The following is a 22,587-nucleotide window of genomic DNA, read 5'->3' as shown; positions in this document are numbered from 1 at the left end:
CCGACGCGCCATAGAATCTAACGGACCGTCAGAAACCGCGGGAAGGGGCCGGGCGTGGGGAACTTCTTGGCAGGAAAGGTCGTCGCCGTGACGGGCGCCGGGCGGGGCATCGGCCGGGCGGTCGCGCGGGCGGCCGCCGCCGAGGGGGCGAAGGTCGTCGTCAACGACTACGGCGTCTCCGTCGACGGCGCCTCGCCCACGAGCGAGGTCGCCGAGGCCGTCGTCAAGGAGATCGAGGCGGCGGGCGGGGAGGCGGTGGCGGTCGCCGACGACATCTCCACGATGGCGGGCGGGCAGCGGGTCGTCGACGTGGCGCTGGCCTCGTACGGCCGTCTCGACGGGGTCGTGTGCGTGGCCGGGATCCTGCGCGAACGCATGCTGTTCAACATGACCGAGGCGGAGTGGGACCCCGTGCTCGCCACTCACCTCAAGGGCACGTTCACCGTCTTCCGGGCGGCGTCCGCGGTGATGCGCAGGCAGCGCTCCGGCACCCTGATCGGGTTCACCAGCGGCAACCATCAGGGATCGGTGTCCCAGGCCAACTACAGCGCGGCGAAGGGCGGCATCATCTCGCTCGTCCGCAGCGCGGCGCTCGGTCTGCACAAGTACGGGGTGACCGCGAACGCGGTGGCGCCGGTGGCGCGTACGCGGATGTCGGCGAACGTGCCCATGGAGCTGACGGAGATCGGCGAGCCGGAGGACGTGGCCGCGCTGGTGGTGTACCTGCTGTCCGACCAGGCTGCTGCGCAGGGCGTCACCGGGCAGGTGTACACCGTCGCGGGGCCGAAGATCGCGGTATGGGCACAGCCGAGGGAACTCCGTTCGGTTTACGGGGAGGGGCCCTGGACGCCGGAGCGGATCGCGGAGGTGCTGCCGGGGTCCGTGGGGGTGGATCCGATGCCGATGCTGTCCCAGCTTTTGGCGATGGAAGAGGCGGCGCGTTCTGATTCTCGGCCGAACGCCTGATAGCTCGGGGCGTGTTGTGGTTTGGCGGGTGCGGGTCGTTGTGGTTGATCGCGCAGTTCCCCGCGCCCCTTACGGGGCGCCCCTCGTGGTCCCCGATTCGAAGGTGGTCCGAATATGGATTTCGGGTTCGGTCAAGAGGACGAGGAGTTCCGTGCGGAGGTCCGTGCCTGGCTGGCTGCCAACGCCGACCCAGCCGCCGACCGCCGTACCTGGGAGCGAACCCTCGGGCGGTCCGGCTGGATAGGGCTCGGCTGGTCGGAGTCGGGATACGGCAACCGCACCGCCACCCTCACCCAGCAGGTGGCCTGGGCCGAGGAGTACGCCCGCGCACCCGCGCCCCCGCGCTCCGGGCACATCGGGGAGAACCTGCTGGCCCCCACCCTCATCGCGCACGGCACCGACGAGCAGAAGTCCCGCTTCCTGCCGCCCGTCGCGGCCGGTGAGGAGCTGTGGTGCCAGGGATACAGCGAGCCCGGGGCCGGGTCGGACCTGGCCGGAGTGCGGACGGTGGCCGTGCGGGAGGGGGACCGTTACCGGATCAGTGGGCAGAAGATCTGGACCTCGCTCGCCCATGAGGCCGACTGGTGTTTTGTGCTGGCCCGTACCGATCCGGAGTCCAGGCGTCACCACGGCCTCAGCTTCCTGCTCGTTCCCATGGACCAGCCCGGTCGTATCGAGGTGCGCCCCATCCGGCAGCTGACCGGCACCAGCGACTTCAACGAGGTCTTCTTCGACGGGGCGCACGCGCGCGTGGAGCACGTCGTGGGAGGGGCGGGGCGGGGGTGGTCGGTGGCCATGAGTCTGCTCGGGTTCGAGCGCGGGGTGTCCACGCTCGCCCAACAGATCGGGTTCGCGGAGGAGTTGGCCCAGGTGGTGCGGGCGGCCGTGGCGACGGGGGCGGCGGCGGACCCCGTCGTACGGTCGCGGCTCGTACGGCAGTGGGCCGAGCTGCGGACCATGCGGCGACACGCCCTGCGCGCCCTCGGCGGCTCGGCCGACCCCGGTGCGCCCAGCGTGGCCAAGCTGCTGTGGGCCGGCTGGCACCAGCGGCTCGGCGAGCTGGCGATGCAGGTCAGGGGCGCGGCGGCCACCGTCGGCCCCACGGACTGGTCGCCCGCGGCGCCGTACGAACTCGACGCCGACCAGCACCTGTTCCTCTTCTCCCGGGCCGACACCGTCTACGGCGGCTCGGACCAGGTCCAGCGCACGATCATCGCCGAGCGTGTGCTCGGTCTGCCCAGAGAGCCCAAGGGGGCCGTGTGATGCGTGGTGTGGTGTTCGACGGCAAGCAGGTGCAGGTGGTCGACGATCTCGCGGTGCGCGAGCGGGGGCCCGGTGAGGTGCTCGTGGCGATCGCGGCGGCCGGGCTGTGCCACAGTGACCTGTCCGTGGTGGACGGCACCATTCCGTTCCCGGTGCCGGTGGTGCTGGGGCACGAGGGGGCGGGGGTGGTCGAGGCGGTCGGCGCGGGCGTCACCCATGTCGCGCCCGGCGACCATGTGGCGCTGTCCACGCTCGCCAACTGCGGCACGTGCGCGGAGTGCGACCGGGGCCGGCCGACGATGTGCCGGCAGGCCATCGGGCGGCCGCAGAAACCGTTCACCCGCGGCGCGGCGGGGCTGGTGCACCAGTTCGCCGCCAACTCGGCCTTCGCCGAGCGCACGCTCGTCAAGGCCGTGCAGGCGGTGCGGATCCCGAAGGACATCCCCCTGGAGTCGGCGGCCCTGATCGGGTGCGGGGTGCTCACGGGCGTGGGGGCCGTGCTGAACCGGGCCCGGGTGGACCGCGGGGACAGCGTCGTCGTCATCGGGACCGGCGGGATCGGGCTGAACGTGCTGCAGGGAGCGCGGCTCGCGGGGGCGCTCAGGATCGTCGCCGTGGACGCCGATCCGGCCAAGGAGGAGATGGCCCGGCAGTTCGGCGCGACCGACTTCCTGACCTCGGCGGAGGGCGTCAAGGACATCCTGCCCACGGGTGCCGACCACGCCTTCGAGTGCGTGGGCCGGGTGGAGCTGATCCGGCAGGCGATCGACCTCCTCGACCGGCACGGCCAGGCCGTCCTGCTGGGCGTGCCCCCGGCCGCCGCAGAGGCGTCCTTCCGCGTCTCCTCCCTCTACCTGGACAAGTCCGTCCTGGGCTGCCGCTACGGCTCCTCGCGCCCCCAGCGGGACATCGCCCTGTACGCCGAGCTGTACCGCCAGGGCCGCCTGCTGCTCGACGAGCTGGTGACGGCGGTCTATCCGGTGGAGGACTTCGCCAAGGCCCGCGCGGACGCGGAGGCGGGGCGGGTGGCGCGGGCGGTGCTCACGTTCTGATCCCGGTACGGAAGGTCCGCCGGTACGCCGTCGGTGTCACCCCGAGCGCCTGCTGGAGGTGCTGGCGCATCGACTGGGCCGTGCCGAAGCCCGCCTCGCGGGCCACCTGGTCGATGGACAGGTCGGTGGTCTCCAGCAGATGGCGGGCGCGTTCGACGCGCTGCTGGGTGAGCCACTGCCCGGGGCTGATGCCGACCTCCTCGCGGAAGCGGCGGGTGAAGGTGCGCACCGACATGGCCTCCTGCTCGGCCATGTCCCGCAGCTGGATCGGCTCGTGCAGGCGGCCCAGCGCCCAGGCACGCGCTGCGGTCGTGGTCGACAACTGCGGGTCGGGGACCGGGCGTTCGATGTACTGGGCCTGGCCGCCGGCGCGGTGCGGCGGTACGACCGTACGCCGGGCCACGTCGTTGGCGACCGCCGTACCGAAGTCGCGGCGCACCATGTGCAGGCACAGGTCGATCCCGGCGGCCACCCCGGCCGAGGTGAGCACGTCGCCGTCGTCGATGAACAGCACGTCCGCGTCCACCTTGACCCGCGGGAACATGCGCTGGAAACGCTCGGCGTCGGCCCAGTGCGTGGTCGCCGGGCGGCCGTCGAGGTATCCGGCGGCGGCGAGGACGTAGACGCCGGTGCAGATGGAGGCGAGCCGGGCGCCGGGGCGGACGCGGGCGAGGGCGGCGGCCAGCTCGTCGGTCAGCCGGCCCTCCTCGAAGACCGGGCCGAGCTCGTACGACGCCGGGACGATCACCGTGTCGGCGCCGGCCAGCGCCTCCGGGCCGTTCGGGACGTGCACGGCGAAGTCGGCGTCGGTCTCGACCGGGCCGGGCGGCCGTACCGAGCAGGTCACCACCTCGTACAGGTGCCGGCCGTGCTCGTCCTTGGGGCGGCCGAAGATGCGGTGCGGAATGCCCAGCTCGAAGGGGAGCAGGCCGTCGAGGGCGAGGACGACGATGCGGTGCGGACGGAAACCCGCGGCTTCCTCGGGTTCCTCAGAGACAGCAGCCATGGCCCGATCCTAACGAATGGTGTCCCTCGGGCCACTCGTTGTGCGCTCATGAAAAAAGCAGGCTGTAGGACGTGACTCAGACAAGCCCAGCCGCAGCCCCCGTCCAGGCCGCCCCGCCCGCCCGGCGCCGCCGTGTGCACCGGGCGTGGTTCGTCGCCGCCGTCACCTTCGTCACGATCATCGGCGCGGCCGCCTTCCGCTCCCTGCCCGGCCTGCTCATCGACCCGCTGCACCAGGAGTTCGGCTGGTCGCGCGGCACGATCGGCGCGGCCGTCTCCATCAACCTCGCGCTGTACGGCCTCACCGCCCCCTTCGCCGCCGCGCTGATGGACCGCTTCGGCATCCGCCGGGTCGTCGCCGTCGCGCTGACCGTGATCGCGGCCGGCTCGGGCCTGACCGTGTGGATGACGGCGGCCTGGCAGCTGTGGCTGTGCTGGGGCCTGCTGGTCGGCCTCGGCTCCGGCTCGATGGCCCTCGCGTTCGCAGCGACGGTCACCAACCGCTGGTTCACCGAGCGGCGCGGCCTGGTCAGCGGCATCCTGACCGCCGCCTCCGCCTCCGGTCAGCTGATCTTCCTGCCAGTGCTGTCCTGGCTGACCGAACACCACGGCTGGCGCCCGGCCGCCGTGACGGTGTCCCTGGCCGCCCTGGCCGTGGTCCCCTTCGTCTGGATCCTGCTGCGCGACCACCCGGCCGACATCGGCCAGAAGCCCTACGGCGCCCTGGAGTTCGTACCCAAGCCCGCGCCGGTGCCCGGCGCCGCCCGCCGCACGCTGAAGGTCCTCTCGACCGCCGTCCGCACCGGCACCTTCTGGCTGCTCGCCGGCACCTTCGCGATCTGCGGCGCCTCCACCAACGGCCTGATCCAGACCCACTTCGTGCCCGCCGAGCACGACCACGGCATGCCTGTCACGACGGCCGCCTCGCTGCTCGCGGTCATCGGCGTGTTCGACGTGGCCGGCACGATCGCCTCCGGCTGGTTCACCGACCGCTTCGAACCGCGCCGCCTGCTGGCGGTGTACTACGCCCTGCGCGGCCTCTCGCTCCTCTTCCTCCCCATGCTGCTGGGCCCGGCGGTCCACCCCCCGATGCTCTTCTTCATCGTCTTCTACGGCCTGGACTGGGTGGCCACCGTCCCGCCGACCCTCGCCCTGTGCCGCGAGCAGTACGGCGAGGACAGCGCCATCGTGTTCGGCTGGGTGCTCGCCTCCCACCAGATCGGCGCGGCCCTCGTCGCCTACCTCGGCGGCCTCGCCCGGGACGTCTTCGGCACCTACGACCTCGTCTGGTACGCCTCCGGCACGCTGTGCGCGGCGGCGGCCCTGATGTCCCTGGTGATCCGCCGGGCGGCGCCGACGGCGCCGGTAGTCGCCGTGTCCTGAAGGGACGCGGCCGCGACAGCGCAGATCCCAGGAGGGCATGTGTCCTGGTCAGGTGGTGGGGTCGTCCAACTGGCCGCCGTCGCGTACGCCCTGGTTGGAGGTGAAAGCCGTGCGAGCCCGAACTCAGTCCCGGTCGCCGCCGTCCCGCACCAACCACCTCTGGAACTCGATGTGCCGGAACTGGTACGACCTACCGGCGACGCGGAGGAGTCCGGCGTGATACGTCAGGTGCCAGGTCGGCCAGCCGCCCAGCTTCCAGCCGGCGAGGCAGGTGATGACGTCACCACCGTCACCGGTGTCACGGACCAGTTCCTCCAGCCGCGGACGGAGCGGTGGCGGCAACTCCTCGCGGAAGGGGAAGTCGGTCAGGTGCTCGGCGGTGACGGTGCACGCCTGGGGCAGATAGCCGTCCTCGTCACCTCGGCGGCCCGACGCCATCGCAGCTCGACCACCGGGCTGACGTCGGCCTGCTGGGCCGGAGGGTCCCAGTGTTCGTTGGGACACCAGAGGATCTGCAGGAGGTCGAAGTCGGCGGGCCACCAAGGGCCCGGCACGTCGCGCCGGAAGATCTGGGCGACCGGCACCATGGCCGTGGCGGGCACGCCATCGGGGTCGGTCACATCCGGCAAGGAGCACTCGGGCCACGGCGCGTCGCTCGGCCACAGCAGCGGGCCGCCGATCGAGCTGCTCCCGCGGTCCGGCTTTCCGCGCTCGGGACGGAGCACCGCCGCGTCGCGCCCGTAGGGGGCGAGCTCGGGAAGCGCGGCGAATATCGCCTCGGCCGGCGGTCTGGAGACGCGCGTCATCACTGCCTTCCGGGTCAGCCGGTCGTGGACCGTACGCAGCGTATCGGCAGCCCGCGACCGGGGCCCGCTCCCGGTGAACCGTCGGACAGGCTCCAGGTGTGCCGTCTCATGACACTGGTTCCTCGCTGTCAGGTTCGGCGGGCGTGGGACGTGAGGCGGTCGGCGAGCGCGATGACGAGGTCGCGCAGTTCAGCGGGGCGCTCGATGACGAACGGCCGGTCGAGTGAGGCGAGTGTCCGAGGCAACCAGTCGAGCTGTTGCGCCCGTAGCTCGACGCGCAGCCAGTGCTCGGCCGCCGGGTCCTGGCCGGCCGCGGGCTCGTGCTCCTCCAGGCTCGCGACGCCGGCGGGGAGGTACGCGCGGATTTGCTCAACTGTCCCGTGGATCCGCAAGGTCACCTCATGCCGGTACTCGGCCGTGGCAAATCCTGACAACACGCGCTGTGCCGGACCGGGACCCACGGGCGCTTCGAATGAGCCGGGCAGGGTCCGCGCGTCTGCGATGCGATCGAGCCGGAAGGTTCGGTCCTCGCCGACCTGGGCGTCCTTGCCCGTGACGTACCACCGGCCCGCGTGGGCGACGATCCCGTACGCGTGCAGTGTGCGTTCGCTGCGCCGTCCGTCGCGGTCGGTGTAGCGGATCGAGACCGGTCGGCGGTGGCGCACCGCATCGGCGATGGTGAGCAGGAGCCCGGCATCCGGGTGGTCCAACTCGCCGGGGTGATCCGTGAAGGCGAGAGCTTCCAGGAGTGTGTCGAGCCGGCGGGCGATGTGCCTGGGCAGCACCCGCCGGATCTTCGCTGACGCCGTCTCGTTCGCCGTGCGCTCCGTCGTCGTCAGCCCTGCCTGGCGGCCGGCGACCAGGCCGAGCAGCACGGCCAGCGCCTCGTCGTCGCTGAGCATGAGCGGAGGCAAGCGGTACCCGGGAGCCAGCCGGTACCCGCCGTAGCGGCCGCGCACCGACTCCACGGGCACGTCCAGGTCGATCAGCTGGTCCACATACCGCCGCACAGTGCGCCCTTCGACGCCGAGACGGTCGGCGAGCTCGGCCACAGTCCGGGTGCCGCCCGACTGCAGCAGCTCCAGGAGTGTCAGCACGCGGCCGGTGGGTCGTGGCATATTCGCAGCCTAACGCGAATACAGGACCGATTCTGTCCACTATTTCTCCTAGCCTGCGACGTGCACGCCTCCAGCGCAGCCAAGGAGATTCCCATGGACTTCGTCTCGATCCGCATCATCACCAGCGACGTCGCACGCCTCGTCGAGTTCTACGAGCGAGCCACCGGGGCGCGGGCGACGTGGGCCACCGAGGACTTCGCCGAACTCAAGACCGCGGGCGCCACCCTCGCGATCGCCGGCGCCCGCACCGTCCCGCTGTTCGCCCCGGGCTCTGCCCGCCCGGCGGACAACCACAGCGTGATCACCGAGTTCCTCGTCGACGACGTGGACCGCGTTCACCAGAACCTGACCGGCTTCGTCACCGACGTCGTCAACGGGCCCACCACGATGCCCTGGGGCAACCGGTCGCTGCTGTTCCGCGACCCAGACGGCAACCTCGTCAACTTCTTCACCCCCGTCACCCCGGAGGCCATCGAAAAGTTCGCACGCTGACACCACCACAGCCGCTCACGCGGGAGCCCCGAGGACATCGCCGATGTGGTGGAGACATTGCGGCGGCAGACCAAGCACGGCCCCGCGCGACTCGCCGCCGACCTTCAACGGCTGCACGGTCGCCACATCTAGGGGTGGCTGATCCGGGCGAACCGCCCCCGATGGAAGAGCAGCGGCTCGCCCGGATCCTCCGTGCCGAGGGCGTCCACCCGGCCCACGACGATCAGGTGGTCGCCCCCGGTGTGCACGGCGTGGACGGTGCAGTCGATCCAGGCGGCGGCACCGGCCAGGCGCGGGGAGCCGGAGGCGGGCGCCGCGTCGTACGCCACCCCCGCGAACTTGTCCGCGCCGCTCACCGCGAAGGCCCGGCACAGCTCGCCCTGGCCGGCGCTGAGCACGTTCACGCAGAAGGCGCCCGCGCGGGCGATCCGGGGCCAGGTGGCCGACGTACGGCCCACCATGAAGCAGACCAGAGGCGGTTCGAGGGAGAGGGAGGCGAAGCTCTGGCAGGCGAAACCCGCGGGACCGTCCTCTCCCTCGGCGGCCGGTGCCGTGATCACGGTCACGCCGCTCGCGAAGCAGCCGAGAACACGCCGGAACTCGTCCCGCTCGACGGGCGCTCGCTCGCCCTCCCGCACGCACCGCAACTCCGGCCGCGGCAACGGCTCCACGGGCCTGCGCCCCAGATACCGGACGGCGGCGGCCGCCGCCCCTGCGTGTCCCATCACGCCTCCATTCAAGCTGACGGATCGTCAGATAGGAAGCCCCGTGGCAGGTGTCGTACAGGCACTTCATAGGGTGCGGCCATGGGGTGGGAGAAAACGCGCGAGTGGGTCCGGGGGGTCCGGAGCGATCTGGCCGCGGCGATCCCGGTGAACGCGGCGCAGCTGCCGGCGGCCGGGCTGCTGTGGTGGATCTGGGTCACCAGCCAGGACCAGTACGAGGGTGGCTCAGGCGGCGCCTGGGGGATCTTCTGCCTGCTGGTATTCGGGCCACTGCTGCTGCCGATCCTGGGCCTGTTCCTCTCCGCCGTGCTGACGCTGCCCGCCATCGTCCTCGCCCGGCCGCTGCTCCGGCGTTCCGGCGGCCCGGAGTGGGCCTGCCGCACGGTCGCGGCAGCGGCCACGGCCGTCGGATGGGGCCTGGTGACGGCGGCACTCTTCGACTGGCCGTTCGCCGCCACGGCCTCGGTCCTCACCGCCCTCGGCCTGCTGCCCGCGCTCGGCATCGCCTACGTCCGCACGCGATCCTGGTCGCTGTGGGGTGTCTGGTGGCGCTCGGCACTCGCCGGCGCCGGCCTGTTCGTCCTGGCCCTCGGCGGCGGGCTCGCGGCCTCCGCGGCCGGCCTGATCCCGGAGTACGAGCCGCCCGAGCTGACCCGCGCCCAGCTCGCCGGAGTCTGGCACGGCGAGAACGGCGCCGAGCTGCGCCTCACCCTCGACGGCCGGGCCGAGGCCCACAGACTCCCGGCCGAACCCACGGAACGGGACTGGGCGGCCCCCGACTACAAGGACTACGTGGTCTGCGCGGGCTCCGGCACCTGGGAGCCCGACAAGGACGACGTCGACCGCCCTGCCATCCTCCTGCACCTCGACGCCCACTGCGGCCTGGACACCCACTGGTCCTTCAGCGGCACCGAGGACGACCCCCAACTGTTCGTCCTCTTCGGCGACCCGGACGCGGGCACCGTCCGCACCCTGGACCGCAGCGGGGGCTGACCCTCACCGCCCTCGGAACCCGGGGCTCCGGCGCTCGCCGAACGCCCGCAGGCCCTCCCGGGCGTCCTCGGTCGCCATGTTGATCTCCTGGGCCCAGGCCTCCGCGGCGAAGGCGGTGGCGCGGTCCGACTCCAGGGAGGTGTTCACCAGGTGCTTGGTCAGGGCCAGGGACCGGGTGGGGCCGGACGCCAGGCGGGTCGCCCACTCGCGGGCCGTCTTCGTCAGGTCCCCGTCGGGTACGACCCGGTTGACCAGCCCCAGCCGCTGCGCGTCCGCCGCCGGCACCGCGTCGCCGAAGAACATCAGCTCCTTCGCCCGGTGGGAGCCCAGCAGGCGGGGGAGCAGGTACGCGCCACCGGCGTCCGGTACCAGCCCCCGCCGTACGAACACCTCGATGAAGCGGGCCGACTCGGCGGCCAGCACCAGGTCGCAGGCGAGCGCCAGATGCGCGCCGAGGCCCGCCGCCGTGCCGTTCACGGCGGCGATCACCGGCTTCTCGCAGTCCAGGACGGCCGCGATCAGGCGTTGGGCGCCCTGGCGCAGCATCCGGGCCACGTCCCCGGTGACCCGGTCCTCACCAGTGGCACCGCCCCGCAGGTCCGCGCCCGCGCAGAAGCCCCGGCCCGTGCCGGTCAGGACCACCGCCCGGACGTCAGGGTCGGCCGACGCCTGCGCGAGCAGGTCGATCAGCCGGTCCCGAAGAGCCGGGGTGAGGGCGTTCAACGCCTCAGGGCGGTTCAAGGTGAGGTAGGCGACCTGCTCGCCCCGCTCGGTCTCCAGCTCGCTCATCGGCACACCACCAGCGCGTCCAGCGCCACCGCGCCCTGCCCGCGTGGCAGCACCAGCAGCGGGTTGATGTCCAGCTCGGAGACGAACCCACCCAGTTCGAGCGCCATGCGCTGGACCCGCAGGATCACCTCCACCAGCGCCTCCCGGTCGGCCGGCGGGCGGCCCCGGACGCCGTCCAGCAGGGCCCGGCCGCGGAGCTCGGTGAGCATGGCGCGGGCCTGGTCCTCGCCGAACGGAGGTACCCGGACCGCCGCGTCGTGCAGGACCTCCACCAGGACCCCGCCGAGTCCCACCGTCACCGTCGGGCCGAACAGGTCGTCGTGGGTCATCCCGAGGACCATCTCCACGCCCTGCTCGACCATCTGGCACACCAGGATCCCGTCCAGCGAGACACCCTCGTAGCGGGCGATGTCCGTCAGCTCGCGATAGGCGTCCCTGACCTGGCTGGCCGACGTCAGGCCGATCTTCACCAGGCCCAGTTCGGTCTTGTGGGCGATCCGGGCGCCGGAGGCCTTCATCACCACCGGGTAGCCGACCTGCGCCGCCGCCCGTACGGCCGCCGCCGCGCTGGTCACCAGCTGTTCGCGCGGCACCCGGATGCCGTAGGCGCGCAGCAGCTGCTTGGCCCCGTGCTCGCTGAGCTGCTGACCGGGGCGCATCAGGGCCTCGGCCTTGCGGAAGGAGGGGGAGGGGGTGCGCGGGGCCTCGTCGAAGGGGGAGCGGTAGTCGCTCACGAAGCGGTGGTGGTCCAGCCAGGCGCGGACCGCCTTGAGGCAGTTGCCCACCGTGCGGAAGGTGGCCACGCGGGAGGAACCCAGCAGGACCTCGCGGTAGGCCGCCTCCGTGCCCACCGGCGAGCCCCACACCACGCACACCAGCTTGTCGGTCTCCTCGGCCGCCTCGACCAGGTCCGTCACCAGTTTGTCGCTCAACGGCGGGAAGGGGCCGGTGATCGGGCAGATCAGGACGCCGATCGACGGGTCGGCCAGGATCGCGTCGATGATCTTCCGGCCGCGCCAGTCGCCCACCGGATGTCCGCCGTTGTCCACCGGGTTGGCCACGCTCAGGTACTCCGGTATCCACTGGTGCAGCTCGGCCTGCCTGGCCTCGGACAGACGGGGGAGGTGGAGTCCGGCCGCGGTGGCGAGGTCGGCGGCGTGGGCGCCGGTACCGCCGGAGATCGAGTACACCGCGACCCCCTCCGCCAGCGGCGCCCGCGCCCGCGCCAACAGGGCCGCGGTGTCCTGGAGTTCGTCGATACCGTCGACCCGTACGACCCCGAACTGGCGCATCGCCGCGTCCACCACGTCGTCGGCGCCCGTGAGCTTGCCGGTGTGCGAGGCGGCCGTGCGCGCGCCGGTCTCGGTGCGGCCCACCTTCACCGCGACCACCGGCACCCCGCGGCGGGCGGCACGGTCGGCGGCCAGCAGGAAGGCGCGGCCGTCCTTCAGGCCCTCCACATAGCAGGCGACGGCACCTACCTCGGGCTGCTCGGCGAACCAGGAGAGGAAGTCGGCGGTCTCCAGGTCGGCCTCGTTGCCGGTGGGCGCCCAGTGGGAGAGGCGGATGCCCAGCTCCTGGAGCGAGAACACCGGGCGGCCCTGGTGGCCCGACTGGGTGATCAGCGCTATCGCCGGGCCGGTCAGGTCCTCCCGGAAGTGCTCGAAGGCGTTGAGATTGGTGTTCGGGCCGAGGAGCCGGATCCCCGAGCGGCGTACGGCGTCCGCGAGTCGCTGCTGTGCCGCGGCGCCCGCCTCACCCGTCTCGGCGAACCCGGAGGCGAAGGCGACCGCGAACCTCACCTTCGCGTCGGCCAGTTCCTCGATCACCGGCAGCGGGTCGGCCACCAGCAGCACGGCCAGGTCGACCTGCCCGGGCGGCAGTTCGGCGACGGAGGCGGCGCAGGGGATGCCGAAGACCGAGGAGCGGGACGGATGCACCGGATACACCTGCGCCCCCACCCGCTCGGCCCAGGCCAGCAGCTGCCGGGTGATCCCGGTGTTCGGGCGTCCCTCCGCGTCCGAGGCGCCGATCACGGCGACCGACGCGGGCCGGAAGAAGCGGGTCAGGTCCGGTACGTCCGCGTACAGCGGCCGCCCGCTGACGTCCAGGTCGTCGACCCGGTCGTGGACGACGGGTCCGGGCCGCTGCTCGCCGCACGCGATGACCCGGGCCCGGCGGGAGTCGGTGGTGAGGGTGCCGTGGGTTGATCCAAGCATCGGTCCGCCCGCTCCTGTGAGACAGCACAAGTAAACTGACGCTCTGTCAGATTACTGAACTGACGCAATGTCAGGAACTGGTCGGACCGAGCAAAGTTACCGACGGGTGCGGGGCGGCGGAGTCACCGACGGGTGCGCAGCTGCCTGGCCGCCGCCTTCGCGATCTTCCCCGCGTCGAGCGCCAGCTCCCGGAACATCCCGCTGATCGGGTTGGTGAACCCGGTGAAGTACAGACCGGGCGCCTGCGTCGGCGTACGGCCGCCGTGCACGACCGGCTTGCCGCGCCCGTCCAGCACCCCGAGATGCCCGACCAGACCCTCCAGCGCCCGGGTGTACCCGGTCGCCGCGATCACCGCGTCCGGCTCGATCCTGCTGCCGTCGGCGAGGACGACCTTTCCGGGGGTCCCGTCCTCGAAGGACTCGACGGCGGCCACGATCTCCACCTTCCCCTTGCGCACGGCGTCGATCAGACCGACGTCCTGCACGGGGACGGCACCCTGCCGGACTCTGCTGTACATCCCGGTGTCCGGGCGCGGCAGCCCCCGGGCCGACAGGTCCGGCACGGTGAGCGGGGCCGCCGACCTGGCGAGCCGGTCCACCAGCCGTACCGGCAGCCGCCGTACCAGGACGCCCGAGTACTGGGCGGGCCAGCCGAGTGTCGTACGGCGCACGATGTGCGGGACGGTGCGCACCGCCAGCCGTACCCGCGCCGCCCCGCCCTCCACCAGGTCCACGGCGATCTCGGCGCCGGTGTTGCCGGCGCCGACGACCAGGACGTCCCGGCCCGCGTACGGCCCGGCGTTGCGGTAGGCGCCCGCGTGCAGGAACTCCCCGCCGTACTCCGCCAGGCCCGGCCAGTCCGGGACGTGCGGGGTGTGGTTGTAGCCGGAGGCGACGACCACCGCGCTGCCGGTCAGCTCGCGCCCGCCGGAGGCGTGCAGCAGCCAGCCGGTGCCGTCGGCGGTCCGCTCGACGCGGAAGACCTCCACGCCGGTGACGATCTCCAGCTCGTGGTGCTCGGCGTACTTCTCGAGATAGCGCACCACGTTGTCGCGGGACACCCAGCGCCCGAACTTCCGGGGGATCTTCAGGCCCGGCAGCGCGGACAGCCGCCGGGTGGTGTGCAGATGCAGACGGTCGTAGTGGCCGCGCCAGGAGGCGCCCACGCGGTCGGCCTTCTCCAGCACCACGGCCCGTATGCCCCGTGCCCGCAGTGCGTACGCGGCGGCCAGACCGCCCGGACCGGCGCCTATGACGTAGACCGGGCGGTCGGCGGGCGTGGCGGAGAGCTGCACGGGAGCGGAACTGGAGTCGGTCATGTTCGGGAGCGTAATCACGCACCCTGTTGATGGGTCTCGGTCAAGACCGGAATCGGTTCCGAATTGATCACGGATGTAGGGGAGTGGGTGGGGACGGTGGCGTACGAAACCTGGTTGTGGCGGTACGGCGATCGCTTGGCCCCCATGGCTGGCGCTCGCGGGTGGGCTTTACCGGTGATCTGACGTACCGTCAGTTTCATGGACTCCCTATGGCTGGACGGCGCTCAGTGGCTGGCGGTGCTGCGGATCGGTCTCGGTCTGTGGTGGCTGGAGAGCTGGCGGCACAAGGACAAGAAGGCCTGGTTCGAGCGGGGCAGCGGCATCGCATGGGCGGCGGAGATCGCGGAGAAACACCGCTGGACGCCGGTGCGGAAGGGGTTCGAGACGGTGGTCGAGCCGCACCCGAAGCTGATGGCGTACGTCGTCGCCTACGCCGAACTCTCCCTGGGCCTCGGCCTGGTCCTCGGCTTTCTGACCCCGATCGCGTTGCTGGGCGGACTGCTGCTGAACGCGATCTACTTCGTCCTGATGATCCACGACTGGGCCGAGCAGGGCCAGAACTCGATGATGGCGCTGATCTCGCTCGTCGGGTTCTTCGCGATGGCCTGGCAGACCTGGTCGGTCGACGCGTGGCTGGGGTGGTTCTCATGAGCGCCGCGCGCTACGACCTTCCGGAGCCGGACGCCTTCACGCGCCCCTACTGGGAGGCGGCCGCGCGCGGTCGCCTGCTGATCCGCCGCTGCGGGGCCTGCGGCCTCGCCCACCACTACCCGCGCGAGTTCTGTCCGCACTGCTGGAGCGAGGAGGTGACCTGGGAGGAGGCGAGCGGCCGGGCCCAGCTCTACACCTGGTCCACCGTCCACCGCAACGACCTGCCGCCCTTCCACGAGCGCACGCCGTACGTGGCCGCGGTGGTCGAACTGGCGGAGGGCCCGCGGATGATGACGCAGGTGGTGGAGTGCACGGGCGCCGACCTGCGGCCCGGGCTGCCGCTGCGGGTGACGTTCGCGGAGGGGAAGCCGGTGTTCTGCCCGGAGGGATGAGGTGCGGAGGGGGGACTGGGGGTTCTGTCTGGCGGGTTGAGGTGTGGAGGGGGGACTGGGGGTTCTGTCTGGCGGGTTGAGGTGTGGAGGGGGCCGGGGTTGCGTTCGGGGGGGTGAGGTGCTGAGGGGGAGCCGGTGTTCCGCCCTGGCGCGTGAGTTGCGGAGGGGGGCCGGGGTTGCGTCCGGGGGGTTGAGGTGGGGAGGGGGAGCCGGTGTTCCGCCCGGAGGGATGAGGCGCGGAGGGGGGGCCGGGGTTGCATCCCGGGGGGTTGAGCTGTCGAGGGGAAGTCGGGGTTCCGCCCGGAGGGCTGAGCTCCCGATGGAAAACCGGTGTTCCGTCCGGCGGTTGGTGTCGATCATGGCTGTATGCGCCCTGAGAACTGGTATCTCACCGAAGACCTGGACGAGTTCCTCTCCCGCGCGGGTGACTTCCTGCGCTCCCGGCCCGCCCTGCACACGGTGCCGCTGACGGTGACGGACGCGCTGCGGCGGCGCGGGCTGCACCTCTACGGCACGGAAGCCCCCCTCTTCGGGCTGCTGGAAGCGGACGGCGGCACGGTACGGGCCGCCCTGCTCCATACCCCGCCCTTCCAGATCAACGTCACCGCGCTCACCCCGCAGGAGGCCGACGCCCTGGCGGTCCGGTTCGCCGAGCTGGGCCGCTCACTCGTCGGAGTCTCCGGGCCGAAGGACGCGACGGAGTCCTTCGCGGCGGCCTGGGAGCGGCGCACCGGTACGGCGGTCGCCGTCGACAAGCGGCAACGGCTCTACCGCCTGGGCGAGTTGACCGTACCGGAGCCCCGGCCGCAGGGGCGGGCGCGGATCGCCGGGCCGGGGGACCGGGATCTGCTGATCCGCTGGTTCGAGGAGTTCGAGGAGATCACCGGCGGCGTCGGCCAGGACCCGGGCAACTGGGCCGACGCCCGTATCTCCTACGGCGGCGTCACCCTCTGGGAAACCGGCGACGGCACCCCGCTCGCCATGGCGGGAGCCACCCCCGAGACGGCCGGCCAGGTCCGTGTCGCCCCCGTCTACACCCCGGCCGACCTGCGCGGACGCGGATACGCCGGCGCGGCCACGGCCGAGGTGAGCCGGGCCGCGCGGGCGGCGGGCGTCCAGGAGGTCCTCCTCTTCACCGACCTCGACAACCCGACGAGCAACGGGCTGTACCAGCGGATCGGCTACCGGCCGGTGGCGGACTTCAGCGTGTGGCGGTTCGGCGGCTGACGCCGGCGCAGTGCCCCGCCCGCACCGGCTCAAGGCCAGAGCAACGTCCGGCTCCAGCCGAACTCCGTGCTCCGGTACTCCAGCCGTACGTGCCGCCGGTCCGCGTCCCCCTGGAAGAACTCCACCGTCTCGGGGCGCAGCCGGTACAGCGTCCAGGTGGGCGACGGCTCGTCGGGATTCTCGCGCGCCCGCTCCCACGCGGCCTCGGACGCCCGCCGCAGCTCGGCCAGTGAGGACAGCTCCTCGCTCTGCCGCCCGGTGAGCGCCGCGGCCAGCGCCCCCGTCGAGCGGGCCTGCAGGTCGGCCTGGCTCTCCCGGGACGGCGCCGCGGTCACCGACCCGCGTACCCGCACCTGGCGGCCCAGCACCGGCCAGTAGAAGGCCAGGGCGGCCTGGGGGTGTGCGTTCAGGGCCCGGCCCTTGCGGCTCGTGGCGTGGGTGCCGAAGGCCCAGCCGTCCGCGTCGGCGCCGTGCAGCATCACGATCCGTACGTCCGGCCGGCCCTCCTCGTCCACCGTGGCCAGCGACATCGTGTGCGGCTCCGGCTGCCCGGCCGCCACCGCGTCCGCCAACCAGCTCGTGAACAGGGGCAGCGGGGTCGGCGGGGCGGTGTCCGGGTCGAAGGGGCGCAGATCCGTGACGTCCGGGTCCCATACCCGCAGCGACCTCAGCAGTGCGTGGAGATCCGTTTCCATGTGCCGAGTATCGCCACCGGGCCGCCGTCGGCGCGGGCGGGTGCGACCGGGCCGCCATCCGTTCGGCAGTCCTCCTGCGACGCACACGAGTGATTCCGGGTGTCGGTGATCTTCCTGCCACTGTCGTTCATCACCGGGTTCTTCGGCATGAACTTCACGTTCCTGACGAACAGGCTCGAGACCAGGGACGAGTTCTGGCTGCTCGCCGTGGGGATGCAGGCGGTCGTCCTGCTCGGCTCCGTCTACGTCCTGCACCGCACCCGCATCTGGCGCCGGCTGCTGGACGAGGACTGAACAGGAGCCCTCACCGGCCCAGCACCACCGTCCCCGAGGAGCAGAACCAGCCCCCCGTCCCGGACGCCACCCCCAGCCTCGGCATCCGCCCGTCCCGCGTCCGCACCTGCCGCTCCCCGGCCTCTCCGCGCAGTTGCCGCACGGCCTCCACCAGCAGGAACAGCCCCCGCATGCCCGGGTGTTGGGCCGAAAGGCCGCCCCCGTCCGTGTTCACCGGCAACTCCCCGCCCCGCACCAGCAGCCGGCCCTTCTCCACGAACGCCCCGCCCTCGCCCTTCCCGCAGAAGCCCAGGTCCTCCAGGGTCACCAGGGTCATGTAGGTGAAGGCGTCATAGATCTGCGCGAAGTCCATCTCCTGCGGCCGCACCCCCGCCCGCTCGAAGGCCAGCCGCCCGCTGACCGCCGCCGGTGACACCGTGAAGTCCGTCCACTCGGACATCGCCGCGTGCGAGACGTGCTCCCCGGTGCCGAGGATCCAGACGGGCGCCGTACGGCAGTCCCGCACGTACTCCTCGGCCGCCAGCAGGACCGCCGCGCCGCCGTCCGAGCGCAGGCAGCAGTGCAGCTTGGTGAAGGGGTCGGCGATCATCGGGCCGGCCAGGACGTCGTCGACCGTGATCGGGTCCCGGAACATCGCCTCCGGGTTCAGCGCCGCGTTGGCCCGGGCCTGCACCGCCACCTCGGCCAGCTGCTCGACGGTCGTACCGTGTTCGATCATGTGGCGGCGGGCGGCCATCGCGTACTTGGCGATCAGGGTGTGGCCGTAGGGGACCTCGAACTGCAGGGGCCCGCGGGCGCCGAAGGACAGGTCGCCCGTCCTGCGGCCCGCCCTGATGTCCGCGCGTGCCGTCGAGCCGTAGACGAGGAGGACGGCGTTGGCGTGGCCGGCCGCTATCGCGTCCGCCGCGTGCGCCGCCATGACCTCCCAGGTCGAGCCGCCGACCGAGGTGGAGTCCACCCAGGTGGGGCGCAGGCCCAGATACTCGGCCACCTCCACCGGGGCCAGCGTGCCGAGGCCCGCCGAGGCCAGGCCGTCGACCCGGGCGCGGTCGAGCCCCGCGTCCGCGAGGGCGCGGCGGGCCGCCTGTGCGTGCAGGGTGTACGGGGTGGCGTCGTCCACGCGTCCGCAGTCGGAGAGGGCCACACCGACCACGGCGACCTTCCTGCTCCCAGCCGTCATGAATCTGACGGTACATCAGATACGGCTGCTCGCGGCAGGTGTCGCGGCCCTGGGCATCCGTACGCCCGCGCCCTAATATGACGGTCCGTCAGATCCGCTCGGGAGGGATGAGGGACCCGCCATGGACACGCGCCTGACCGCCGAGCAGGACGAGATCCGCCGCACCCTGCGCGAGCTGCTGCACAAGCGGTGCGGCTCGCCCGAGCTGCGGACCGCCGTCGACAGCCCGGCCGGACACGACCCCCTCCTGTGGTCGGCCCTCGCCGACCAGCTCGGCCTGCCCGGGCTCGCCCTGCCCGAGCGGTACGGCGGCGTCGGCTGCTCTCTCACCGAACTCGCCCTCGCCTGCGAGGAGACCGGCCGGGCGCTCGCCCCCTCCCCGCTGCTCGCCACCTCCGTCCTCACGGCCCCGCTGATCCTCGCCCTCGGCACGGAGGCCCAGCGCGCCGGACTGCTGCCCCGCCTGGCCGCCGGCACCCTCACCGCCGCCCTCGCCGTCCCCGGCCCGGCCCTGACCACAGCCCTCGCCCTGACCTGCGACAACGGCACCTTCGCCGCGGGCGGCGGCCGGGCCGGGGGTGTCCAGGCGCGGCGGGCCGACGGCGACTGGCGGCTGTACGGGCAGGTCGACCAGGTGCTGGACGGGCACAGCGCGGGGCTGCTGCTCGTCGCCGCGCACACCGGGGGCTTCGCGCGGTCGCGGACTTTGCTGTTCCTGGTCGCCGGGGACGCGCCCGGTGTCGTACGCGCCCGGCAGACCGCGCTCGACGCCACCCGGTCGCAGGGGCGTGTCCAACTTCGGGATGCTCGCGCGGAGTTGCTGGGCGAGGAGGGTGTGGACGTGTTGCCCGCGTTCGCCGCCCTGGGGGACCGGGTCGCCGCCGTGCTCGCCTGTGAGGCCGTCGGGGCGGCGGACCGGGTGCTGGAGCGGACCGTGGAGTACGTCGGGCAGCGGGAGCAGTTCGGGCGGCCCGTGGGCTCCTTCCAGGCGGTGAAGCACCGGTTGGCCGATGCGTATGTGGGGGTGCAGGCGGCTCGGTCGGCCGCGTACTACGCCGCGTGGGCCTGCGGCGCTGGTGCCGGGTCCGCCTCGGCTTCGCCTTCGGCGTCCGGGTTCCCACCCGGACCACCCGTGCAGCTTTCGTCGTCGGATGCGGGTGGCCCCCGTGGGGGGTCCTCGCCGTCGGCGGCTGACGGGCCGTGCTCTGGTGGGCTGGCGCTCGCCCAGGCCTTGGAGGCGTTGCGCGGAGCCGCCGGCGAGGGAATCCAGATGCACGGCGGGATCGGGTTCACCTGGGAGCACGACGCGCACCTGTACTTCAAACGGGCCGCCGGGGACGAGCTGCTGTTCGGGCCGGTGCACCGGCTGCGGGACCGGGCGGCCGAGGCCGCCGGGCTCTTCGCGGGCGGGGAGGTGACGGTGTGATCGGCGTCCGGCTGGTGCAGAAGGTGTCCTCGACGCGCGGGTTCGCGAAGGTCGCGCCCCATGTGATCCCGGCGCTCGACCGGGCGGTCCACCGGCTCACCCGGGGGCGGTTCCTGCTCAGCACCCAGATGCTGCCTGGGGTGATCCTCACCACCACCGGCGCCCGCAGCGGCTTGCCCCGGCGCACCCCGCTGGCCTGCATGCCGGAGGACGACGGCAAGAGCTGGCTGCTGGTCGGCTCCAACTTCGGGCGGCCCGGACATCCCGCCTGGAGCCACAATCTGCTCGCCCACCCGGAGGCGTCGATCAGCTGGAAAGGGCGGGACATTCCCGTCACCGCCCGGCTGCTCGCGGGGGAGGAGCGGGCCGCGGCCTGGCAGGCGCTGCTGGCGTTCTGGCCGCCGTACGCCACCTACCAGGCCCGGGTGACGAGGGAGATCCGCCTGTTCCGGCTCACGGAAACCCCCTAAGGGGCGCGGGGCTGTGTCTGATACGCGGCTACCGCCGCGTGGGCGCGACAAGCCACAACGGACCCGCAGACGCCCGACGGCATCCAGCGGCACCCCCTGCGGCGCTAAACCCCGGCCAGGCGCTCCGCCAGGAGAACCGCGCCGATCCCCACCATCGCCGCCCCCGAAGTCCGCGTCACCGCCCGGGCCGCGGCCGGCCTCGCGGAGAGCAGCGCACGCGACAACGCGCCGACGCTGAGGTAGACGGCCGCGCAGCAGGCCATGTGGAGCAGGCCGAGGGACGCCGTCTGGACGGGGACGGGCAGGTGCGCGCCGCGCAGGGTGAGGAACTGGGGGAGGACCGAGAGGTAGAGCAGCAGACCCTTGGGGTTGAGGCCGCTGATCGTGGCGCCGCGCAGGAAGAGACGCCCGTCGGGGAAGGCCTCCTCCGTGGCCCCCGGCACCGCCGGGCGCCGCAGCACACCCCAGCCGAGCCACAGCAGGTAAAGCGCGCCCGCCACCGTCAGGGCCGTCAGCAGCCTCGGCGAGCCCGCCACCAGGACCGCGAGGCCCGCCGTCGCCAGGGCCGTGTGCAGGGCGTAGCCGCAGACCAGGCCGGCCACCGCGCGCAGCACCGAGCCGCGGCGCACGGCCGTCGCGATCACATACGCCCAGTCGGCGCCCGGTACGCACACCAGCAGCAGGTCCACGGCGAGGAAGGAAAAGAGCAGTCCCGAGTCCATGCCGGGGACATTAGGCGTGATTGGCCCGAAAGTGTTCCCGAAGTTTGCCCATTCCCGCCCGTTCTGCGGGAGGATCTACCTCATGGACGACGTGGACCGGAAAATCCTTGCCGAGCTGCAGCAGGACGGGCGGCTGACCGTGACCGAGCTGGCGGCCCGGGTGCGCCTCAGCGTCTCGCCCTGCCACCGCCGGCTGCGCGAGCTGGAGCGCTCCGGTGCCATCCAGGGCTACCGGGCGGTGGTGGACGCGGCGGCGCTCGGGCTGACCTTCGAGGCGCTGGTCTTCGTGTCGATGCGCCAGGAGGACCGGGACACGGTCGCCGAGTTCGAGCGGGCGGTCGGTGAGCTGGAGCACGTTCTCGACGCCCAGCGGCTGTTCGGCGAGCCCGACTATCTGCTCCGGGTGGCGACCGCCGACCTCGCGGCCTTCCAGCGGCTGTACGACGAGCGGCTGGCGACCCTGCCGGGAGTGCAGCGGCTCACCTCGACGCTGGTGATGAAGCACGTCGTACGGGACCGTCCGCTGCCCGCATAGCAGTGCAGGCGGTGGCCCACCGCGCGTCACACGCGAGGGAACCACCGCCTGCCAGACAGGACTTGGGTCAAGGAAAAAGGGTTACAGCGGCCGTGTGTTACTTGCTCGGCTTCTTTCCGGTCACGCCCAGGTGCACCAACAGTGCCAGGTTCGGTTTGAGTTCGGCCTGTTTCACGCCCCAGGACGAGAAACCCTTCTGGTGGGCCGCCACCGCCGCGAGCATCGCGACGAGCGAGCCGGCCACCGCCGCCGGATTCACGTCCTTGTCGACCCTGCCCTTGGACTGCAGCTCGGCGATGGAGTCCGCGAGGGAGTTGTTCACCGAGTTGAGGATCTTCATGCGGATCTTGTAGAACCGTTTGTCCCCCTCGGCCGCGCCGAGGTCGACGACCCGTAGGATCGCGTCGTTCTTGCGCCAGAACTCCAGGAATCCTTCCACGAGTTCCTGTGCGGTCTGCCAGCCCGACTTGCCGGCCCAGGACCGCCCCTGGAGGAGTTCGGTCAATCCCGCGCCCTCGGCCGCCATTTGCTCGGCGATCTCCAGGACGGCGCCTTCGACGTCGGGGAAGTACTGGTAGAAGGTCGCGGGAGAAGTTCCCGCCTTCCGGGCGACATCGATGACCTTGACGTCCCGGTAGGGGGAGGAGCTGAGCATCTCGCTGAGGCAGTCGAGCAGCTTCTGCCGGGTCGCCTGCCCACGCCGGCCGGCCACGCGGCCGTCGACGGTACGCACTTGTCCTGTCATGCCGTCAGCTTACCGAGGGGTGATCGGAGCGCGATTCGGCCGACTGCAAATGGGGTGCACGGGTGCTCTGAGGGTGGTGTGCCTGGTCTGCGCGGTGCATGCGGCCCGGTTACTTTGACG

At 72.3% G+C, this 22,587-nt stretch carries 24 protein-coding genes; 13 read left to right on the top strand and 11 right to left on the bottom strand.

What is annotated here, in order from left to right:
- The first annotated feature begins 54 nt into the window (after positions 1-54).
- The 3 genes from ACZ418_RS13600 to ACZ418_RS13590 all read left to right on the top strand — a co-directional run bounded on the left by ACZ418_RS13600 (position 55) and on the right by ACZ418_RS13590 (position 3,281).
- Positions 55-966, top strand: a complete 912-nt coding sequence (locus ACZ418_RS13600; RefSeq protein WP_468361756.1) for an SDR family NAD(P)-dependent oxidoreductase — start codon at positions 55-57, stop codon at positions 964-966.
- A 114-nt stretch (positions 967-1,080) separates the two neighbouring features.
- On the top strand, positions 1,081-2,229 hold the full coding sequence (locus ACZ418_RS13595) for an acyl-CoA dehydrogenase family protein (protein ID WP_468361753.1): 1,149 nt from the start codon (positions 1,081-1,083) through the stop codon (positions 2,227-2,229).
- The gene (locus ACZ418_RS13590) at positions 2,229-3,281 is read left to right on the top strand and encodes a Zn-dependent alcohol dehydrogenase (protein WP_468361750.1); all 1,053 of its coding nucleotides are present in this window, start codon (positions 2,229-2,231) and stop codon (positions 3,279-3,281) included. Before ACZ418_RS13595 ends, ACZ418_RS13590 begins: the two co-directional genes overlap by 1 nt.
- Here the strand turns inward: ACZ418_RS13590 and ACZ418_RS13585 are convergent.
- Complete coding sequence (locus ACZ418_RS13585) at positions 3,271-4,287, bottom strand: GlxA family transcriptional regulator (protein WP_468361747.1); 1,017 nt, start codon at positions 4,285-4,287, stop codon at positions 3,271-3,273. The genes ACZ418_RS13590 and ACZ418_RS13585 overlap by 11 nt on opposite strands.
- 71 nt (positions 4,288-4,358) lie before the next feature.
- On the opposite strand from ACZ418_RS13585, the gene ACZ418_RS13580 reads away from it, so the two are divergent.
- Entirely contained in the window at positions 4,359-5,669 is a 1,311-nt protein-coding gene (locus ACZ418_RS13580; RefSeq protein WP_468361744.1) for an MFS transporter, read from the top strand.
- Positions 5,670-5,792: 123 nt separating this feature from the next.
- On the opposite strand, the gene ACZ418_RS13575 is transcribed toward ACZ418_RS13580, so the two are convergent.
- Together ACZ418_RS13575 and ACZ418_RS13570 are read right to left on the bottom strand one after the other, a co-directional pair.
- Entirely contained in the window at positions 5,793-6,107 is a 315-nt protein-coding gene (locus tag ACZ418_RS13575) for a hypothetical protein (RefSeq protein ID WP_468361741.1), read from the bottom strand.
- A gap of 496 nt (positions 6,108-6,603) precedes the next feature.
- A complete protein-coding gene (locus tag ACZ418_RS13570; protein ID WP_468361738.1) occupies positions 6,604-7,593 on the bottom strand; it encodes a helix-turn-helix transcriptional regulator in 990 nt (329 codons plus the stop codon).
- Positions 7,594-7,686: 93 nt separating this feature from the next.
- Between ACZ418_RS13570 and ACZ418_RS13565 the strand changes: the two genes are divergently transcribed.
- Entirely contained in the window at positions 7,687-8,085 is a 399-nt protein-coding gene (locus tag ACZ418_RS13565; RefSeq protein WP_468361734.1) for a VOC family protein, read from the top strand.
- Positions 8,086-8,213: 128 nt separating this feature from the next.
- On the opposite strand, the gene ACZ418_RS13560 is transcribed toward ACZ418_RS13565, so the two are convergent.
- On the bottom strand, positions 8,214-8,810 hold the full coding sequence (locus ACZ418_RS13560) for a flavin reductase family protein (RefSeq protein WP_468361731.1): 597 nt from the start codon (positions 8,808-8,810) through the stop codon (positions 8,214-8,216).
- Positions 8,811-8,891: 81 nt separating this feature from the next.
- Here ACZ418_RS13560 and ACZ418_RS13555 point away from each other — a divergent pair, with 81 nt between their 5' ends.
- Positions 8,892-9,803 carry a hypothetical protein gene (locus tag ACZ418_RS13555; protein WP_468361728.1) on the top strand — a complete coding sequence of 304 codons (912 nt, stop codon included), beginning with the start codon at positions 8,892-8,894 and terminating at the stop codon, positions 9,801-9,803.
- Between the two features lie 3 nt (positions 9,804-9,806).
- On the opposite strand, the gene ACZ418_RS13550 is transcribed toward ACZ418_RS13555, so the two are convergent.
- The 3 genes from ACZ418_RS13550 to ACZ418_RS13540 all read right to left on the bottom strand — a co-directional run bounded on the left by ACZ418_RS13550 (position 9,807) and on the right by ACZ418_RS13540 (position 14,130).
- Positions 9,807-10,592, bottom strand: coding sequence for an enoyl-CoA hydratase/isomerase family protein (locus tag ACZ418_RS13550; RefSeq protein ID WP_468361725.1), 786 nt, complete (start codon positions 10,590-10,592; stop codon positions 9,807-9,809).
- Positions 10,589-12,811, bottom strand: coding sequence for an acetate--CoA ligase family protein (locus tag ACZ418_RS13545; protein ID WP_468361722.1), 2,223 nt, complete (start codon positions 12,809-12,811; stop codon positions 10,589-10,591). Before ACZ418_RS13545 ends, ACZ418_RS13550 begins: the two co-directional genes overlap by 4 nt.
- 122 nt (positions 12,812-12,933) lie before the next feature.
- Positions 12,934-14,130, bottom strand: a complete 1,197-nt coding sequence (locus ACZ418_RS13540) for a flavin-containing monooxygenase (protein WP_468361719.1) — start codon at positions 14,128-14,130, stop codon at positions 12,934-12,936.
- A 198-nt stretch (positions 14,131-14,328) separates the two neighbouring features.
- On the opposite strand from ACZ418_RS13540, the gene ACZ418_RS13535 reads away from it, so the two are divergent.
- From ACZ418_RS13535 to ACZ418_RS13525, 3 genes are all read left to right on the top strand, one after another.
- A complete protein-coding gene (locus tag ACZ418_RS13535) occupies positions 14,329-14,781 on the top strand; it encodes a DoxX family membrane protein (protein WP_468361717.1) in 453 nt (150 codons plus the stop codon).
- Positions 14,778-15,173 (top strand): Zn-ribbon domain-containing OB-fold protein, encoded by a 396-nt coding sequence (locus ACZ418_RS13530; RefSeq protein ID WP_468361714.1) that lies wholly within the window; start codon positions 14,778-14,780, stop codon positions 15,171-15,173. The genes ACZ418_RS13535 and ACZ418_RS13530 overlap by 4 nt, the downstream gene beginning before the upstream one ends.
- Positions 15,174-15,539: 366 nt before the next feature.
- A complete protein-coding gene (locus ACZ418_RS13525) occupies positions 15,540-16,400 on the top strand; it encodes a GNAT family N-acetyltransferase (RefSeq protein WP_468361711.1) in 861 nt (286 codons plus the stop codon).
- 29 nt (positions 16,401-16,429) lie between these two features.
- Here ACZ418_RS13525 and ACZ418_RS13520 read toward each other — a convergent pair whose 3' ends face one another.
- Positions 16,430-17,095 (bottom strand): pyridoxine/pyridoxamine 5'-phosphate oxidase, encoded by a 666-nt coding sequence (locus tag ACZ418_RS13520; protein ID WP_468361709.1) that lies wholly within the window; start codon positions 17,093-17,095, stop codon positions 16,430-16,432.
- A gap of 99 nt (positions 17,096-17,194) precedes the next feature.
- On the opposite strand from ACZ418_RS13520, the gene ACZ418_RS13515 reads away from it, so the two are divergent.
- On the top strand, positions 17,195-17,389 hold the full coding sequence (locus ACZ418_RS13515; RefSeq protein ID WP_468361706.1) for a CorA family divalent cation transporter: 195 nt from the start codon (positions 17,195-17,197) through the stop codon (positions 17,387-17,389).
- Between the two features lie 10 nt (positions 17,390-17,399).
- On the opposite strand, the gene ACZ418_RS13510 is transcribed toward ACZ418_RS13515, so the two are convergent.
- Complete coding sequence (locus ACZ418_RS13510; RefSeq protein ID WP_468361703.1) at positions 17,400-18,569, bottom strand: thiolase C-terminal domain-containing protein; 1,170 nt, start codon at positions 18,567-18,569, stop codon at positions 17,400-17,402.
- Between the two features lie 121 nt (positions 18,570-18,690).
- Between ACZ418_RS13510 and ACZ418_RS13505 the strand changes: the two genes are divergently transcribed.
- Positions 18,691-19,995, top strand: coding sequence for an acyl-CoA dehydrogenase family protein (locus ACZ418_RS13505; RefSeq protein ID WP_468361700.1), 1,305 nt, complete (start codon positions 18,691-18,693; stop codon positions 19,993-19,995).
- Positions 19,992-20,465 carry a nitroreductase family deazaflavin-dependent oxidoreductase gene (locus ACZ418_RS13500; RefSeq protein WP_468361697.1) on the top strand — a complete coding sequence of 158 codons (474 nt, stop codon included), beginning with the start codon at positions 19,992-19,994 and terminating at the stop codon, positions 20,463-20,465. Before ACZ418_RS13505 ends, ACZ418_RS13500 begins: the two co-directional genes overlap by 4 nt.
- Before the next feature lie 104 nt (positions 20,466-20,569).
- Here ACZ418_RS13500 and ACZ418_RS13495 read toward each other — a convergent pair whose 3' ends face one another.
- Entirely contained in the window at positions 20,570-21,187 is a 618-nt protein-coding gene (locus ACZ418_RS13495; protein WP_468361694.1) for a LysE family translocator, read from the bottom strand.
- Positions 21,188-21,269: 82 nt separating this feature from the next.
- On the opposite strand from ACZ418_RS13495, the gene ACZ418_RS13490 reads away from it, so the two are divergent.
- The gene (locus ACZ418_RS13490; RefSeq protein ID WP_228623186.1) at positions 21,270-21,722 is read left to right on the top strand and encodes an Lrp/AsnC family transcriptional regulator; all 453 of its coding nucleotides are present in this window, start codon (positions 21,270-21,272) and stop codon (positions 21,720-21,722) included.
- Positions 21,723-21,819: 97 nt separating this feature from the next.
- On the opposite strand, the gene ACZ418_RS13485 is transcribed toward ACZ418_RS13490, so the two are convergent.
- Positions 21,820-22,467: a TetR family transcriptional regulator gene (locus tag ACZ418_RS13485; RefSeq protein ID WP_468361690.1), complete on the bottom strand. Its 648-nt coding sequence runs from the start codon at positions 22,465-22,467 to the stop codon at positions 21,820-21,822.
- Between the last annotated feature and the right edge of the window lie 120 nt (positions 22,468-22,587).

It is taken from the genome of Streptomyces sp. NPDC030820, assembly GCF_055572075.1.
The sequence above is the reverse complement of the archived record's forward strand: the minus strand, read 5'-3'. Positions and strand labels throughout refer to the sequence as shown.